The organism is Neptuniibacter sp. 1_MG-2023 (assembly GCF_030547185.1).
GTDB lineage: Bacteria > Pseudomonadota > Gammaproteobacteria > Pseudomonadales > Balneatricaceae > Neptuniibacter.
In genome coordinates, this window is record NZ_JAUOQR010000005.1 from 227468 (window position 1) to 245449 (window position 17982).

At 42.1% G+C, this 17982-nt stretch carries 14 protein-coding genes; 2 read left to right on the forward strand and 12 right to left on the reverse strand.

The window, feature by feature from the left end; all coding sequences use genetic code 11:
- Position 1: 1 nt before the first annotated feature.
- Complete coding sequence (locus Q4492_RS08390) at positions 2-586, forward strand: YecA family protein (RefSeq protein ID WP_303416879.1); 585 nt, start codon at positions 2-4, stop codon at positions 584-586.
- Positions 587-630: 44 nt separating this feature from the next.
- Here the strand turns inward: Q4492_RS08390 and Q4492_RS08395 are convergent, their stop codons facing one another.
- The 8 genes from Q4492_RS08395 to Q4492_RS08430 form a co-directional block, all read right to left on the reverse strand.
- A complete protein-coding gene (locus Q4492_RS08395; protein ID WP_303416881.1) occupies positions 631-1149 on the reverse strand; it encodes an RNA methyltransferase in 519 nt (172 codons plus the stop codon).
- A gap of 193 nt (positions 1150-1342) precedes the next feature.
- Positions 1343-1801 (reverse strand): glycine zipper 2TM domain-containing protein, encoded by a 459-nt coding sequence (locus Q4492_RS08400; RefSeq protein WP_303416882.1) that lies wholly within the window; start codon positions 1799-1801, stop codon positions 1343-1345.
- A 16-nt stretch (positions 1802-1817) separates the two neighbouring features.
- Positions 1818-2933: a phosphatidylserine/phosphatidylglycerophosphate/cardiolipin synthase family protein gene (locus Q4492_RS08405; protein ID WP_303416884.1), complete on the reverse strand. Its 1116-nt coding sequence runs from the start codon at positions 2931-2933 to the stop codon at positions 1818-1820.
- A 20-nt stretch (positions 2934-2953) separates the two neighbouring features.
- Entirely contained in the window at positions 2954-4732 is a 1779-nt protein-coding gene (locus tag Q4492_RS08410) for an ABC transporter ATP-binding protein (protein WP_303416885.1), read from the reverse strand.
- Between the two features lie 114 nt (positions 4733-4846).
- Positions 4847-5083, reverse strand: a complete 237-nt coding sequence (locus Q4492_RS08415) for a YdcH family protein (protein WP_067864184.1) — start codon at positions 5081-5083, stop codon at positions 4847-4849.
- Between the two features lie 139 nt (positions 5084-5222).
- On the reverse strand, positions 5223-5540 hold the full coding sequence (locus Q4492_RS08420; RefSeq protein ID WP_303416887.1) for a BolA family transcriptional regulator: 318 nt from the start codon (positions 5538-5540) through the stop codon (positions 5223-5225).
- On the reverse strand, positions 5537-6889 hold the full coding sequence (locus Q4492_RS08425; protein WP_303416889.1) for a DUF3422 family protein: 1353 nt from the start codon (positions 6887-6889) through the stop codon (positions 5537-5539). The genes Q4492_RS08420 and Q4492_RS08425 overlap by 4 nt, the downstream gene beginning before the upstream one ends.
- Before the next feature lie 36 nt (positions 6890-6925).
- Positions 6926-7291 (reverse strand): hypothetical protein, encoded by a 366-nt coding sequence (locus Q4492_RS08430; RefSeq protein ID WP_303416890.1) that lies wholly within the window; start codon positions 7289-7291, stop codon positions 6926-6928.
- A 183-nt stretch (positions 7292-7474) separates the two neighbouring features.
- Between Q4492_RS08430 and Q4492_RS08435 the strand changes: the two genes are divergently transcribed.
- Positions 7475-8146 carry a hypothetical protein gene (locus Q4492_RS08435; RefSeq protein WP_303416892.1) on the forward strand — a complete coding sequence of 224 codons (672 nt, stop codon included), beginning with the start codon at positions 7475-7477 and terminating at the stop codon, positions 8144-8146.
- A gap of 72 nt (positions 8147-8218) precedes the next feature.
- Here the strand turns inward: Q4492_RS08435 and Q4492_RS08440 are convergent, their stop codons facing one another.
- From Q4492_RS08440 to Q4492_RS08455, 4 genes are all read right to left on the reverse strand, one after another.
- Positions 8219-11650: an SbcC/MukB-like Walker B domain-containing protein gene (locus Q4492_RS08440; RefSeq protein ID WP_303416894.1), complete on the reverse strand. Its 3432-nt coding sequence runs from the start codon at positions 11648-11650 to the stop codon at positions 8219-8221.
- Entirely contained in the window at positions 11647-12384 is a 738-nt protein-coding gene (locus Q4492_RS08445) for a DUF4194 domain-containing protein (RefSeq protein WP_303416896.1), read from the reverse strand. The genes Q4492_RS08440 and Q4492_RS08445 overlap by 4 nt, the downstream gene beginning before the upstream one ends.
- Positions 12374-13807: a Wadjet anti-phage system protein JetA family protein gene (locus Q4492_RS08450; protein ID WP_303416897.1), complete on the reverse strand. Its 1434-nt coding sequence runs from the start codon at positions 13805-13807 to the stop codon at positions 12374-12376. Before Q4492_RS08450 ends, Q4492_RS08445 begins: the two co-directional genes overlap by 11 nt.
- A gap of 185 nt (positions 13808-13992) precedes the next feature.
- The coding region (locus Q4492_RS08455; protein ID WP_303416899.1) for an Ig-like domain-containing protein at positions 13993-17982 on the reverse strand (3990 nt) is incomplete at its 5' end.

Here is a 17982-nt window from a genome sequence, read left to right on the forward strand (position 1 = left end):
CATGTCTCTCAACACTGCAAATACCTTGACCGACGCTGAGTTGGATCAATTGGATGATTTTCTTTATTCAGATCACGTATCAGAAGACTGTCTTGATCTTATTGGCGTTCACGGTCTTTTCTGTGCTTTAAATATCAGCCCAACCCCGCTGGCAGAAGAGACATGGCTAGAATTAGTATTCGATGAGACACCTAAGTGGGAATCAGACGCTCAAGAAAAAGAGATTATGTCCCTACTAAAACGTTTCTACGCCAGCATCGGGGCCAACTTTTACAGTGATGGAGAGATCGAGCTTCCTTGTGAACTATCTTTAGATCCAGAAGAAGATGAAGATATTGCGCCTCTTGCTTGGTGGTCTCAGGCGTTCATGGAGGGTGTATTTACTCAGGAAGACAACTGGTTTTCCAATAAAGCCGACGATGATGTAGCCCAAATGCTGCTACCGATTATGGTTGCGTCTGAGCTATTTGACGAAGATGACATCAACAAAATACGTGATGACGAAAATCTTTGTGCAGAAATGTGCTCTCAAATTCCAGAGCTGTTAGTGGATCTTTACCTACACTTCCACGCACCTGAGAAGTAATAATAGAGGCGCGGGCTACTAATTACCTTACGCCTGCGCCAACTTTATACTTTTAATTGATTATTACGATCCCTCGAACGACGAATCAATTCATCCCCATCTGCTTTGGGCCCCAACTTAGCGATCCGATCATATAAGACTACATTAACCGTCGCCGCCAAGTTCATACATCCAACAGTAGGTATGTAGATTACATCTTCACACCAAGCCACAATCTCTTTATCTATAGATCGATCTTCTGGGCCAAAAATATAGAACGCATTTTCAGGGTGCTGATAATCAATTAACGATGTTGCCCCTTCCACCAGTTCAATAGCAACCGGCCGCGCTCCTTTAGGTATAGCTTGTTTAAAAGACTCTACATGTTCTAAAGGGATCCGCTCAACAGCATTACGTGTATCAGTTTGTAAACGGCGCCCCTGCTCTTGAGCTTTATTAAAACGGTTACCGGTATAACTCACCGATGCAGCGTTATAGCATCCCGCAGCACGCATTATAGCGCCTACATTTTCTGGGCTTTTAGGGTCAGTTAATCCGATATGAGCTTGATGATTACAGGGCATATACAAAGAAGCCTTATTAAAAAACATGCATCTTATAGCAATCTATATGAGAGGAAAATGCACAGTAACAATTAAGAAAAACTAATTTAAACAGCCAATCATCACGAACAAGCTTTCAAAAAACTGCGTCTATTTAGAGATCGATACAAGGTAGTAGCAAAGCCACCCACCCTTGTATCGATTTTTTAGAAGATTAATAGGTTACGCGAGCAGTACCACTTCCAGTTAATACACGTACTCGATCACCTGATCTAAACATTGGACCATCAGCAACTTCCTGAACAACAGAAATAGTATTGCCATTATCAAGGCGGACAGTAACCTCTTGGCCTTGAGTCTGAGTTAGTGATTCTTCAGCTGACTTACCGGCTAAACCACCGGCAACTGCACCTAAAACAGTTGCTATGGTCTTCCCTTTACCGCCACCTACATTAGAACCTACTACGCCACCCACGACAGCTCCAGCACCTGCGCCCACAACTGAATTTGTTCCCTCAATAACAACAAGCTGTGCAGACTGCACAACGCCATACTGCACTTGCTGTACTTGACGCGCTTCACTACGAGAATAAGTATCTCCACTTAAACTATTCACACAGCCAGTAAGTGCTAGTGAACAAGCTAAAGCCGCTGCAATTGTAAATTTATTCATAATTCCACTTCCTTCTCTATCTTATTTTAAGCACCAAATGGCTGATCCATGCCCATAAGGTCTCTTTTAATCGACGATGCCATGGTCTTTTTGACCAGTTTTCATATGTTACTTCCTGACAATGAAGCAAATCATCATTAAATAACTGAGTCATCTGTTCTAAACATTGTTCATCATGCAGTTCAATATTCGCTTCTAAGTTCCAACGTAAATTCCAATGATCCAAATTACATGAACCTATGCTCGCCCAGCTATCAACCACCGACATTTTTGCATGAAGAAATCTCGGTTGATATTCAAAAATCCGTACACCCGCTTTTAATAAACGACTGTAATATCGTTTAGAAGCGTGGAATACCCAAGGTTGATCGGTATGGGGCCCAGCAATGATTAATTTCACATCTATTCCCCTTTTTGCAGCTCGCCGTAAAGCGTGTCGCATAGAAAAAGAGGGTAAAAAATAAGCGGTCATTAACCACACATTATTATTGGCACTGTTCACTCTTTTCAAAAAACTCGCTTTTATATCCTGTTGATAGAGTCCCTGAACAGTACATACTCTGACCTTCGAGTTACCTTTTTGTTCCAGACTACCACCAGGCGAAAGCACCTGTGCTGTACAACGTTGCCACAATTCATTAAACATAGTGACAAGGTCTGTTACAACCGGTCCTTCAATTTGAGCCATGAGGTCATGCCAAGGACAACCAGCTTCATCTGCTAACCAGTATACATCGCTTAACCCTGTACCACCGATGAACGCGACGCGCTGATCAGCAACAAGTAGTTTACGATGATCACGGGCAAAATTTCGAGTAAATTTGCTCACATGCAGTGGGTTATAGACAACGATTTCAACGCCTACTGCCTTCAACACATCACGGTCTGCATTGGAGAAGCGATAAGATCCAAAATCATCAATGATCAATTTAACCATAACACCGCGTTGTGCAGCTCTAATCAGTGCTTGAACAAAACGGCTCGTAATCACACCAGAAGAGACAAAATAAAACTCCAGTAACAAGCTATATCGCGCTTTTTCGATCTCAGCCAACATTACAGGGAAGAAATTTTCACCATCGACTAGTAGTTCAACTTTATTATCTTCTCGCCACTCAAACTGCTTACGCATTATACAACCTTAAGACCGCTTTATTGATAATCACCATAAAGCCGTGCATACAAGCCATTATTGTTTATTAACTCTTCATGCTGCCCTTGTTCACATATTTTTCCATCTTCAAATACGTAAACATGATCAGCTTGTTTCACAGCACTTAACCTGTGAGCAATAATGATAGTTGTTCTACCTTTCAGGAATGTTTCTAAAGCTTGATGTAATGAAGTTTCTGTTTCTGAATCTAAAGCTGAGGTCGCTTCATCTAACACAACAACTTTAGGATCACTAAGCACCATACGTGCCACGGCAAGGCGCTGGCGTTGCCCTCCCGATAAACGTATGCCTTGGCGCCCCACTCGTTCATCCAAGCCGCTCTCAAGGTTTTCCACAAAACCTTTTAGTTGAGACACCTCTAATGCCTGCCATAGCTGAGCTTCACTAAAGTCTTGCCCCATCATTAAATTGCTGCGAATCGTGCCATTAAATAACGCGGGTTGCTGTAAAACAGTGGCTACATTATCTCTAACACAGGCTAAGCCAATCTCTTTTACAGAGATACCATCAAAATATATCTCACCCTCATTTGCCGGATACAACCCCAACAGCACTTGTACTAATGTTGATTTACCACCACCACTTGCACCAACTAAAGCAATTTTTTGTCCCGCTTCTATATTAAGTGAGACACCTTTAAGTATGGGTTGATCATCCATATAACTGAAATGGATATTTTGCAGACTGACAGAAACAGTTCGTTTACCTTCAAACGGGTTATGCTGTAAAGAGTATTCAGGTTCTTGAGCCAAGCCCAATAGACTATTAATTCGCTGTAAAGCGGCCTGAGCACTGTAAAAGCTGTACTGGATACCAAGTATCTCTTGCACTGGCGACATCATAAACCATAGATAACCAAAGACAGCCATCATTTCACCAATAGACAGATCTGAGAACACCACCATTAACATCGATAATGCTCTAAATAGATCCACCCCCACCATAAAAATAGCGAAGCCAAAACGATTAGCAGCATCGCTCTTCCACTCAAAAGCACTAGAGCGATCTCTAACAACGCGGGCATCATCAATTAAACGTGATAAATAATGTTGCTCACGATTACAGGCGCGAATCTGCTGAATATTATCTAGAGTATCAGTCAAGGCTGCCTGAAATAATTCATAGGCTTTATTTTCACGCCCTTTTAGATGTTTAACTTTCTTAGCTATAGATGTGGTGAAATAGATAACCACGGGGTTCAAAAAGAGAATAAAGAGGGCTAGCTGCCAATGCATCCATAATAAAATGGCAGCGGTTCCTATGATTGATAATGTGGCAATTAACAAACGGCTTAAGGAGCTACCTAAAAAGCGGTCAATCGTATCTAAATCGGTTACAAAATAAGAGGTAACAGTCCCACTCCCTAGAGTTTCGTACTCAGCCATAGATATGCGTTTTAAGCGTTGTAAAAGTCCCTCACGAATGCGGTAGGTCACATCTTTAGAGATAATAGTGAATTGCCTCGCCTGCCAAACATTAAACATTAAGGCGATAAAACGAAGACATAAGGTAACTATTAAAATCACGCTGATATAGAGCACAGGTCCTAACCAATCATCCGGAAAGAGCGGATTGATAGTTTCAACGATAAAACCAGGTTTATTTAATAAGACCTCATCGACTAACAGAGGTAAGAAAAGAGGCAAAGGCACAGAGGCAATAGCCGCGAATAGAGCAATAATATTTGCCTTTATTAACTCTCGTCGATGCTCCATAGCGACATCGAGTATATACCGCCAATCATAAAAATTTTTCACATTTGCTCCCTATCGTCTAGATAGGCTCAGTATAACGGAGCTTATGCATTTCATATAAACAAAAAAGCCCACATTATTAAATGTAGGCTTTTATCATTTTAAGCGATTACAAGGTTAGGCTTGTAACATGGCGAATAACTCATCTTTTAACTTCAGACGTTTTATTTTTGCTTCCTCTTCAACCTGAGTGCTAACAGCTTCAATTTCCGCTTCCATATGCTCTACATGCTTTGTTAGTTCATGGTATTCACCCAAAAGACTAGCAAACCGATCATCTTTCATTTTTAAGTCATGAATACGTTCACGGTACTCTGGAAAATCATTAATTAAAGCATGGTGTTCAATAGGCATTAGGTTCCCCTTATATTTATTCTGCTTCTTTATGTCTTCAGTCTCCTCCTCTACCTAACTGAAAACATTGACAAGCATCAACACTCTGATTCAAACAACTTTGCCTTAAGCTTAACCAACTTCACCTTGCTTTCTAAGCTTAATGATCTGCTTTTGAACCCCCTAAACATTTAGGGGAAGGCATAACAGTCTCTCCCTTTTTATGCCACTCAGACTGGGTAAACAAATGCATTGATAAAGCATGTATTGGTTGCTTCATCTCTTCTGCAAGCAAGCCATATATTAGTTGATGACGCTGAACTAAGCGCTTACCTGCAAAATCCTCAGAGACGATCGTCACTTTAAAATGGGAATCGGTTGCCGGCCCTGAATGCATATGACTTTCATTTTCAATCTCTAGATGGGCAATAGATAATCCCGCTTCCAACTTAGTTTTAATAATTGCTGCAATACTCATTTTTCGGCCTTCTTTTCACTTTCTGCTTTGGCTACTTGATCTATCGCCATTTTCAAAAAGCGTTTATGTATTTTCCGTGTTGTAAACGCCACTAAGCCAATTACAACCGGCACAGATATACCCATAATCAGATCTTTATTTAACTCAATACCCGAGTTATAAAGCGCCTCTAGGAGATACTTTAACAAGCCTATAGTGTAGTAACTAATGGCAGCAACCGATAAACCTTCCACTGTATGCTGCATCATTAACTGTACTTTAGAGCGCTGATCCATTGAGGCTAACAGATCTTGGTTTTGTGACTGTATGGATAACTCAACACGCGTTCTCATCATCTCAGCTACACGGTCGATACGCCGAGATAGATCTTCTAACCGATTACTGGTAGCACGACAGGTCTTAACCGCTGGGGTTAATCGGCGTGTCATAAACTCTGTAATTGTTAAATGTCCTGAGACCTCGTCTTCTCTTAGCTCTTCCAAACGCTTAATGACAAGATCATGATAAGCATAAGTAGCACTAAACCTAAATGTAGCTCTCGCTCTACAATCTTCTACCCAAGCAGCCATATCGGTTAATCGTGATAATAGCTCCTGTTCATCAATATCCTTGCTATGGGCTAGATGATAAGTTACATCGGCTAATTTCTGATCCATAGCCCCTAGTGTAGGGTTAATCTCGCGCGCAGTAGGTAAGGAGAGCAGACACATCAATCGATAGACTTCAATCTCCATAATCCTTTGCACTAATCGTCCTAACTGGCTATCACTCATCTGTTTGTTATAGATAAGAAAACGACCAAAGCCATCACCATGGGTCTGAAAGGTCGTCCAAACACGAGCATCACCATCTTGAGGGCTACTTCCGACTAAACGCATCCCTTCAAAGAAACGCTTAACAAGAGGAAGGTTTAACTCTTGAGTTTGACGCGCATCCTCAACTGACAGATGGAAAGCACACATCACGGTACCTGGAATATCCGCCAACCAGCCTTCAGGCAGAGGGGTTAAGCCGGTAATTTCAAAAGGGTTCCCACCCTGCTCTATATCTGTATTGATAAAGGTATAGGTCGTGAACTCCATATGTTTTTCACGTCGTATCCGTAACTTATCAAAATCACAGTGATAACAAAGCTCATCAACTAGTGGCGGTGTAATTCCAAAATGATGGTACAACTCTTTAAGATGTTCAAATTGCTGCTGACTCTCTTCCTCATCACACATAACGGCTAAGTGAGTAATTCGAGCAGGGCTTTGAATCACCTGAAAGGGGCGAGAATGTAACTCACTGTATAATGTATCTCGCATAGGGTGCATACGCAGCCCATAAGGATTTACTGGTTGTTCCATCTATATACTCCAAAAAGATCAAACAAACGTTAACGCTTAAAGTTCGTCTAAATTCGCCATCATTAATGGTTGTGAACTTAAATCTATCGCCATAATCTGTGGATAAACATCAAACCATTGCTTAAATGATTCATAGGTCAGTTCATGGGGCCAACAATCCCCTAATTCGTCCCACGCAGAGAGTTCATTTTGAAAAATCTGCAACCACTGGGCTTCTAATGCTTTGCTAAAATCAGCTTCGGAGCTTACCTCTGCGATAAGATATACAGTACCTTCCCGCCTTTGCTCCTCTAGAGATAAGCACTGATGTAAACCATCGGCATCCACATCAAGACTATTGGTCCAATTTGCAAAGGGTTCTCGCGGTAGCACAACAAACGCTGAACGGTTCAGCAACTTCATGGTTCTTATCCTTTGCTTTCGTTATACTCGCAGTAACAAACGGTTGTGGTTTTATACCCATCATAACAGCTCATAAATTTCCCTCTAGGGGCAAAGAGACGGAGTTTACACCCAGTCGATGTGGATTTTTAGCCTACTACTCTTGACCCGTATAGAAAACAACATTCGTTTTAGGCTTTAACAGTGATTATCCCAGTACTTCAACAACTTAACACACGTGATGAATGGATGGCTTTCTGTCGTAGGGAAACGCCCTACTGTTTTATTGAAACGCCTGAATGCTTATTAGACTTCCAATCCACTTTTTTAATCATCACTCTTTTACCTAATACGACCTTAGCCCACGATGCCATCAAATATAGCTTGGGTTCAAGAACTAGTATGGAGCCTGTTTGGCAGTTAATTAAAGGTTGTAATTGGAACCTCAAAACAATTATTTTGGGCCTTGAAGAGATGGATTTTAGTAGTAATGTTCGCGACAACTCATTATTAAAAGTCCACACAGACCTAAGCGTCCGAAAATATTTCAGTCGAGAGCGCGGCATAATAACACCCGCACGTTTAGGACTGCTGGAGCCTTTAATGGCTTTACCGGATATTTGGGATGCGATAACACTTAATCAGTTGATCAGTAACCAGCAATTTTCTGATTTGAAAAACGAACAAAAGCCACTTTCAAACCTCTCGCCCCCAACTATCAATGAGCTTAAACTTATACTTTTAGATCCCACTGAACGCTGTATAGGGAAAATGCATGCTGGACGCTTACATATTTTTCGAGGAAAGCGATCATTCATTAGCTTAGTCCCTCAACTACATTGGCCATCGCCTCGCCTTAAACGAAAAACAAATTAACAGCCCATCTCCAATAATAAAAAAGGCGCCAAAAGCGCCTTTTTTATCTACATTAGCTCACTACATTAGCGGCTAAGACTCAACCAAATCTATTGCAGCATCAGGCTCTAAGTCAGCGATCATTTTCAAGGGGTTATCTGAATTAAGAAGCTCCCGTCCCCGTTGAGTAGGGAACTCTACATCTAAGTCTACCACTCGTCCATCACGACAAACGTTGATAATGGTATCCATACATGAACTTAGTAATGAGTACTTTTCATCCGGCGCTGCGATAATAGTCTGCAGACCTAAATCACTCATAAAGCCAAGGGAAGTTACGGTATTTTCTGAATCAAGTTTATTAAACGCTTCATCAAATACTGAAAGACTCATACCACCTAGAGGTTGACCGTCACTACCTTCTCGCAGACGGTAAGTCGCCCCTTGTGCAGCTGCGATCGCCACATAAAACGGTACCTGATGCTCACCACCGGAACCGGTTTTTATACGCTGAGTTAATGTTGTTTTCCGATTACCATCAAGGTCTTTAACGACTAACTCAAAGTTATAGAAGTTTCGGTAGTCTTGTAACAGGCTACTCTCCCCTTCATCTTTTAACACTTCATGAATTTTCGCTAACGCGTCTTTATGAGGCTTATCACTGTCAAATTTAAGATCAAACAGTGAACCAACATTTGCAGAATCCATCTGCGTATAGGCTTCTACCAGTTCCAGAATATCTTTCAGTTCAGGGTTAGGCATCATCTCAAAGCTATACATCTCTTTATGGAAAGGACGGCCTTTAAGATGTTGATTTAACTCACGAATAAGATCTTTTATTTTATTTATTTGGTCATTCAAATGGGCGACAAAGTCCGAACGGAAAGCCGTTTCAGCTTCTAAACGAGCACGCTCTGCTTTTTGACTGTAGTTAGCCAACTCAGAATCTTTAAGTGCTTGCACCGTTTCATCCACAAACGCGGCTAATTCTTCATGACTAGAGTCCGGCGTTACTTTATCCAACTGCTGATGGCTTAAACCGCCACCATGGTATTTAGCTTTATATTGCGCAACACCATCACGTACGGCATTTTTCTTTTTCTCATGCAGAGAGAGCTCAGACTGAGCTTTCTTTGCCGCTTCAAAGATAATGCGCTCTAATTCACCTGAACAGCTTTCATCTAGATAGTCACGTTTCTCTTGGGCTGATTGTGCATCATAGTCTTCACTGGCCTCACACTTAGTGCGGGCAACTGCGTGTTCTTCTAACTCAGTATCAAGCACTTCTAAGGTTGCATTATCTTTGATAATAGAGGTACGTACTTTCTGCAACTTATCCATTAGTGAACGCTGCATCTGTTCAGTTTCTTTCTGCTCTGCAACGCAATCAGCGATACGCTGCTGAATACCGGTATCATCTTGATTGCGTAGATCAGTGATTGCTTGACGCTGACCATCGATCTCGGTCGTTAGCTGCTCACGCTGATTAACGAGATCGAATACACGCTCATTAACATTATCTAAGCCGTTATTTAGGGTAATTAACGCATCACGTAATTTTTCTAGTGCATCATGGTTTTTACCCAATTCAGAGAATTCAGTAATCAATTGATCCACTTGCTTACCTTGCAAAGCGGCTTGATCAGAACGACGACGGATACCCATAATCGGCTGCTGTTCATTGATCGCTGTTGTCGAGCCTTCTGTTTGCAACATGCAATCATAAGTTAAGGCTCGTTCATGGCGAAGCAGCTCGGTTTCAGTTTCAACCGCCATAACGCCGCCTAATGCACGGTTCATATACGCCCGAGCATGATCGTTCTCTGTATCAATAAAGTGCGCTAAAGATCCGGCTTTATAACGGCTGAGCCATTCACCTGATTTAGTCGTATTAACAATTCGGCATCCTTTAAGATGACGACCTTTACGGCGATAAAGCGTAATCGCCTCTTTGACCCGATCAGGATCAACAATCAACGCTTCTCGACGTGCCCCCAAGAAGGACTCAATAGCAATACGCCATTTATCGTCGTTGATATCTGCTAATTCACAGATAGGTGTTGATTCAATACCGTACTCCTGCAGCAGTTCCATCAACTCACGCGTATTTCGGCGTACAGGTGCATGACCTTGGCGCAGGGACTCAACCGCATTTTTCTGGTTTTGAATATCTGAACGTAACTCATTAATACGAATGACAGAGTGTTCATAGCGTCTAGATACTTCACGGCGAACACCCTCTATCTGTTGCTTCAGGTTATCCAGAACATTATCAACCTCAACCGGTGACTGTGGCCATAAGTCCGCCATAATATCCTGTCCTGAACGCCATTGAGCAACACACTGCTCCACAACGGGGACGAACTTATTGGGTAATAGTTCTGAATTTTCAGCAAACCCAACAGTTGTTCGCATCAAGCTATAGACTGCCTGAATTCGCTCTTTCACAACATTAACTTCATGGGTTTTTGCAGTGATGGAGGATTCGAGAGCTTTCACTTTATGCGCAGAATCTGAGGTATTTAATTCAGCTCGGGCATCAGCCAAATTCTGCATAATCTGGTTAAGCTCATCACTCTTACTTTCAAGCTCTTTTTGTAGCTCAACTTCTTTTTCCTGATTATCCTCTAAACGCTCAGCTGCATCCTCTTTTTTAAGGTCTGCATTTTCAAAACGCGTTTCATGTACCACCCACTCATATTCGAGGGCATTTTTAACATTACGCTGGATACCGCTACAAAGCTCCTGAACTTTTTCAAGCTCGCCAATACGGTTAGCAACTTCGCGGGTTTTCGTCTCCATCGCTCTATATTCATCCAGAGACTTACGAAACGCTCCTACATGTACGATATTCTCATCAAGTACAAATTCACGGATAAAGCGTGTAGGGCTATCGATTGGGACGAACTTTAGTGCGTTCTTAAAGTTTTTAACGAATTTATCATCATCATTCGGCATCTCTGGGTCGTAACTTAAATGTGTTACTAACTCCCTGACAAACCGACTAGAGCGCTTCTCTAGGATCATCTCCGGGCACTGTTTTAATAGATGTCCGCGCACATGCTCCCAAGATTTAGGTAAACGCCCTTCACTTGTTTTTTCAGTGAAATCATCTAGCGATACAGCGCAGTCCGGTAAAATAAAACGCCCTAATATATCTTCATCCGCCGCAGCCGTAGAGGCACTAATCGCAAGCCCTACGGTTGTTTCTTTAGCCGTTTCTGTATCGAAAAAGCTCAGTGCTAAATAACAAAGCGAATCCTGACGGGCCGTGTTTTTCTTGCCATCATCATCTAAAAAACCTAAACAGTAAGTTCTAAGACTACGTTCACTTTTCTCCCCAGCAGAAGCGTTGAAACTTAAATGCCGTTTATTACCACCCATCAATACAGTTTGAATTGCATCCAAAAGTGACGATTTACCGGAGCCGTTTGGTCCAACAACAGCAACATTACCTTTAATCGGTATTTCAACTGCACCTAACACATACCAGTTAACCATGATAATACGGTTTAGCTGCTTCATGGTGTTGTTACCTCGTCATCCATGCTGCTTTGTTCAGTCATCGCTTCTTCCGGTTCAGCTGAGGTTGTTGATGCTTCAACTTCATCAATCGCTTCGGCCTTATCAGACTCATCCTGTTCGTCGGTAATAGAATCTGCGTCTATATCCTGTTCATCTTGATCACAGAGACCTTCTAACTGACGGATAAAGTCTTCTACTACTACTTGACGAATAACTGGATTAATCTTCAATGGAATATTCTTAGGTTCCATCTCATCCGGCTTGCCACGTTCAATGACCCCATGACGAGAGAATAAAGACAATATTTCTTTTAATCGTGTTTCGTTTGGAATCTCTTTACGCGTCAGGTTCTCATACAGCGTCAATAACTCATCTGTGCTGGTATAAGCTTGTCCACCTTCGACCTCGAAATTCTCTAAACGTTGTTCATATTGCTGACGAATACATAACAGTAATAAAGATTCATCAAGACGTAACCGCATAAAGCGCTCTTCGCCTTTAGGTAAAATCCCCATATAGGCTTCGTCCGGTTGATGGACAAAGCTCCAACCAATCGCTTCAAAAAGATTGGTAAAGTAATCCACATGTGAAGAGACTAAGAAATAGCTTTCTCTATGCCCTGGACGTTCCGCATAAAGGAACTGATTTGTCAGCAGTTGATTCGCCGCACGGCTGAAATCACTCGCTTGGTATTGATCGCTACGACCAATAATTTTCTGCAGATCACCTAGCATTTAAAACGTCCTTTGAATGCTCTTTTCTTGTTATGCAAAAGTCCCGACACTCAACCATATCGGCAACGTTAACGTAGTTTTCGTTAAAACTAATATCGTAACGATCGCTGGTTTTTCTCGCTTTTTTGCCCATGGACTTCATATGTCTGATGTAACTAAAACAGATGTAATCTTCTATGGAATCAATTTCAAAATCTTTCGCAGCTGCCTTATCTCGTCCAATCAGATGACGTTCAAGATAAGCTTCGACGCGATCAATTTTAACTTCTCGACGCTCCTTATATTCTTTAAAGAGCTGACGTAAATATAAAACTTTAGGATCAATCTCTTGCTTTGTAATCACCCGTGGTTCAGCAGCGACACGACGTTTAATCGGCGCACGTACACTGCCAGGGGCCAGAAAACCAACCGTTTCTAAACTCTTGACCCTAGGTATCTCACGACCATCTTTTTGCGCTATATCTGCAATAACACGGGACAACCGCGAAGCCATCCCAGGCGTCGTTTTATCCATATAACGCACGGTATCCGAAACCCGTTTTTCCAAACGGTAACGAAAATCATCAATTGTGGCCAAGCGTTGATCAACCGAATCAAAAATACGGATAATACGATTAATATGTTGATGCACACGCGCTTCAGCGTCATGAATATCCACTTCAAACTGCTGCTGATAGTGCATAATCAGTTGTTGTAATTTAATGGTATCGAACTGTAGCTCTCTCAACAGAGATAAAATTTGCTGACGGAAGCGGAACGGATTGTTTTTTGTCTTTAAAGTTTTGTAGTCAGAAACCAGTATATGCTCTACAAATCGATCAAAAAAGTTACGCACAATCTCTTGCGGGTTATTAGTGAGCGACAAATTAATCTTCAGTTCGCGCAACCCAAGCATCATATCCGTTAAATGAGCACTGAAATCAGCAGCGGTCTGCGCAGCCTCAGATAGAGTAATACCACGCCCAACAGGGTCATTAACCGCAGACTCTAAAGAGCTCAAGACGTTCAGTACGGCCCCGCCATAGCTTCTTTTCTCTAAGTTAGCGATAGAAACTAAAGTACGCAGTAAAAAGCTATTTGCTGGAGAGAGTAGGACATACACACGGTAGATACGCTGCTCCTCTTCCAACCATCCGGTGGACACTAGCCTGCGATAAATACGGCTAGTATATTCCGCCGTTGAGCGAGGTACTTCTTGCTGTTCCTCCTCGGTATCCCCTTCTTCAGGCTCCCAACGTCTAACACCGAGCCTGACTACAGCAGCTTCAATAGTCGAACGTACTAAATCTTTAGGAACAAACGGGTCTACAAGGTCTTCATCGAAGAACAGATCAGCCAATGAGGTGAGTACAGCCTGATATACCTGCCGATTTTGACCCGACAAAGGTAAGAACAGATCATCAGGAAGTTTATTAAAAAGCATTCAGCGTTAATCCGCAGCGTTATTTTTTGAATAATAACCACCGATTCTAACGGAAAAATCGCATAGGGATAAGGGGTAAAAGGGGTTCAAAAATGAAGAAACGCTATCCTATTGATTAATATTATTTTTAGATAAAAAAAAGCACCCGATTCGGGTGCTTTTTATTTCACTTGATTAGCACTGAATTAAACAATGCCATCATCAATATTGTTACTGGTTAACAAGGTCGTTAGTAGATTCTGAGCTTCTGCATCATTACTAACGGATAAGTTATTCACATCCACCCGTTGCACAACCTCATTTGAGGAAGAGTCAGTAATAGTTAGCTGCAAATGACCAGAGTTCATAACGGCATCTAGTGTATGCGATCCATCAGATAGAACATCAGACAGGTCGATTACATCATTCTCTGCAGTATTAAAATCAGTAATCTGATCAACTGTTGGGTTAGTGCCTGTACCTAAATCAGATTTAGACCAAACAAACAGATCTTCACCTGCTCCACCCGTTAGAATGTCATTACCTTCGCCACCAATAAGCACATCATCGCCATCACCAGCAGACAAGCTGTCATCGCCTGTACCTGCTAATAAGATATCATCGAACTCTGTTCCGACCAGTGAGTTACCTGACACTGTAGTGATATCAACAATCGTAGAATCTGTATTCGCAGATCCTGATGAGCCTAATGTGTATTCGAATGAGGCAGCGGTATAGTCCGCATCAGATGTATCAATAGCCATATACAACTCATAGGAACCAACACCATTATTTGGACTATCAACTTTGACAAAATAATTGCCATCAGCATCAGCAGTGTAATCATCGTAAGCACTACCATTATTTTCCCCAATGGTTGTTACAAAGTTACCCTGTGCATCATAAACACTAACACTAGTATTTATAGAAGCATTATCAATATCGAAGTGGATGCTCTCCCCTTCAGCCAAGGTAATCTCAAACCAATCTTCATCGTTTGAAGAACTTAGCTGACCGATAAAGGCTGCTGCATAGCCCGACTGATTTAATCCGGACAAGTTAGAGTTATTCGAACTAAACAAGCTCCGATCCGTCATATCAACCGCATTCGCCATTGTATTATTAGGACTGGCTGATTCATCCTCAGTAATAATGGCTGCTGCAGTAGAGGTAGAGAAGTCACTTTCAGACAGTCCGCCACCTCGAGTGAAAATAATATCACCCGCATCATTAACAATCCCACCAAGAGCATTATCAACACTCGTAATAACTCCGCCATCCTCTTGATCATTATGTATGATAGCGATCTCGGGAATAACTACTGGGGTGCCATCCGCGACATTCGTAATTACATTGTCACGATTTGCATCAAGCTGCGCCGTGAAATCAAGATCTAACTTCATTGCAAGTGTAGCTTCATCACCATCATTATCTATCGCCTGAAGATCAAACAACTCTTGCGAGCCTAACAAGGCCGTAGTAACAGTAATACTGTAACTATATTCACCTGTTATAAAGTTCAACATCATATCCCCACCAATATCTGTTTCAACGGTAAGGATCTCATTATTAGCGCCCGACACTAAGCCAGTAAGACTAACCACAGGGTCGGCACTCATAACGTCAGTATCAGGATCATAGCTGTATTTAACATCGTTAATCGTAATAGAAACAACCTGCCCGCCATCAGCGCCAAGCAAGAAACCACTATTACCCGCAGCCCCTAAGGTACTTTCAACGGTACCTGTTATCGAGTCATTGCTAAAGGCTTCGAGGAGCGCATTCGCAAGATCATTAGGGTCAGAGAGCAATATAGTATTCTCTTCTGCTGTATTGCTATCGTTAGCATCTACGTAAGCAGTATCAGCCGAATGGGCAACATCGTTTAGATGGTTAATAGCACTGCTACTATTACTTAAAACGTTACCAATACCGATCGCGTAAGACTCAGTAATTCCGCTATCGTCAAGGAAGGCTTCCCAAGCTTCTGGGCCACTTAACGATGAAGAGCTTCCCTCAGGCGTATAAGTGACGCTGCTATCAACGCTATGGCTATTGTTAGGCACACCATCAGTTACAAAATAACTAAAGGTCTGATCAGCGGGTGGCGGTGTAGTTAACTGGTATTCAGACATTACTGAATTTAACGCGGTATCGTACTCAGTGCCGCCATTTGCAATAATATTATCTAAATACTCATAAGCGGCTGCAACATCATCAACAACCCAGCCACTACTATCCGTATTACTCGAGAAATCCACAATCATGACATTGACATTTCCTGCCCCATCAGCAGAATCAATCAGCTGCTTTAAGGCGTCACGGGCAATCTCTAAGTAATATAAACCGTCATTATAAAAATCATCAGCCATACTACCTGAACGGTCTAACACAAGAACCAAGTTAGTGGTAATCGTATCTTGCTCACCAACCAAGCTTTGCGTGATATCAAACGCGTTAACCGTATCATCTTCCACATTAACAACTAAGTTAACAGACTGAGGGGCTGATAAACCATCAGATACCGTTGCCTCAAATGTTAGTGTCTCATTATTTTCACCATTAGCAGTCTCATGATCGATTCCTGCTAATAAATTAACGTCATACTGAGCGCTATAGTTTCCATTTCCATTATCTACTGTGTCGTTCAAAGTTACAGTGGCTACATCTACGCCAGCACTACTAGTACCTGTTAAAACACCCTGTATTGAGTTGGACTCATCTGTATCAGCAACCCATGTCCAAGTCACAGGACTTCCATCAGAAGTAACCCCTGTAGGGCCTGACAAACTAATAGCGAAGTCGGAGTTATCCGGATCGACGATTGTAATTACACCAGAAGCGCTAGCGGTATCTCCACTATCATCAGCCTCAAGCACCCCTATAGATGGGATAGCTTCTTCAGATAAGCTCAACGGTCCTTGAACAGAAAGCTGAGGTATATCATTAATAGGATTAACAGCAACAGTCACTGTCGCTACATTCGATTCATGGCCTGCAAAATCCTTAATAGTGTATGTAAAGGTATCTACACCATAAAAGTTAGCGTTCGGCGTATAAGTAACTGTACCGTCACCATTTACAACAACACTGCCATTCCCGGGGTTAGACTGAATAACAATGGAATCTGGATCCAAATCACCATCAGCATCAAAATCATTATCATCTAAATCAATAAGAACAGCGGTCTCTTCATTAGTAGTGATAGGAGAGCTTACTGGTGTAGATAGATTCTCCGTTACCCATACATTGTTATCACTTGAATCAAGTAGCTGTAGGTCAAATATATACTGACCACCTTGATCCCAATAATAAACCTCAACGGTATGCTGACCGCCGGTTAAATCAACGGTTTTAATTGATTCTGTTGGTGATGTGATAGTGTCATATTCAAAAATATCAACCCCATCAATATAGATTACAAACCCATCATCATGGTGAACATCAAACGTATACGAGCCATCGGCAGGAATATCAATCAACCCTGACATATGAATCACACCGTCTGTAGCCTCTTCTGTACTAGTACCTTCGATCGAAGCGGCATCCTGTTTCAAGAACCACTCAAGATTGGACGGAACACCACCCGATGCAGCAACATCATCAGCAAGATCACCGTTGCCTTCTGCTTCACCAGTGTCATAACGATTATTACTATTAGTATCTGTATACCCATAGTTAATTTGAGTCGATGTGAATGTGATCTCAGCGTCGTTCGCAGCCACATAATCTTTAACTTCTTGCAGAGTTGCTAAGTTGCCACCATCAATACCTTCGCGATAACCATAATACTCAGATGCAAGACCACCCGAAATTGGAACGCCCTCTGGATCATCAACAGCTACAGGTACGTGATCATTATCAGTGATCTGCGTTTCAACACTGTTATTGGTCGCATCTTCAGCAATATGCTCGAAGTTAGTATCGGTAATGGTATCGATCGCAATAGTGAAGCTCTCTGCACCTTCCGCTAACACATCATCTAAGGTATCGATCGTGAACGTGTTTGAGTTGCTACCTGCTGGGATCTGAACGCTAGCTTGGCCGGTGAAGTCTGTTCCATCAACGGCTACACCGCTGTAGGTGAAAGTCACAGTGATCGGTGTAGTAACATCGCCTGCTGGCTGATCAACACTGATGGTATAAGGTGTTGTCGTATTACCTTCAATTACCGTTGTTGGACCGGTAAGTGAAAC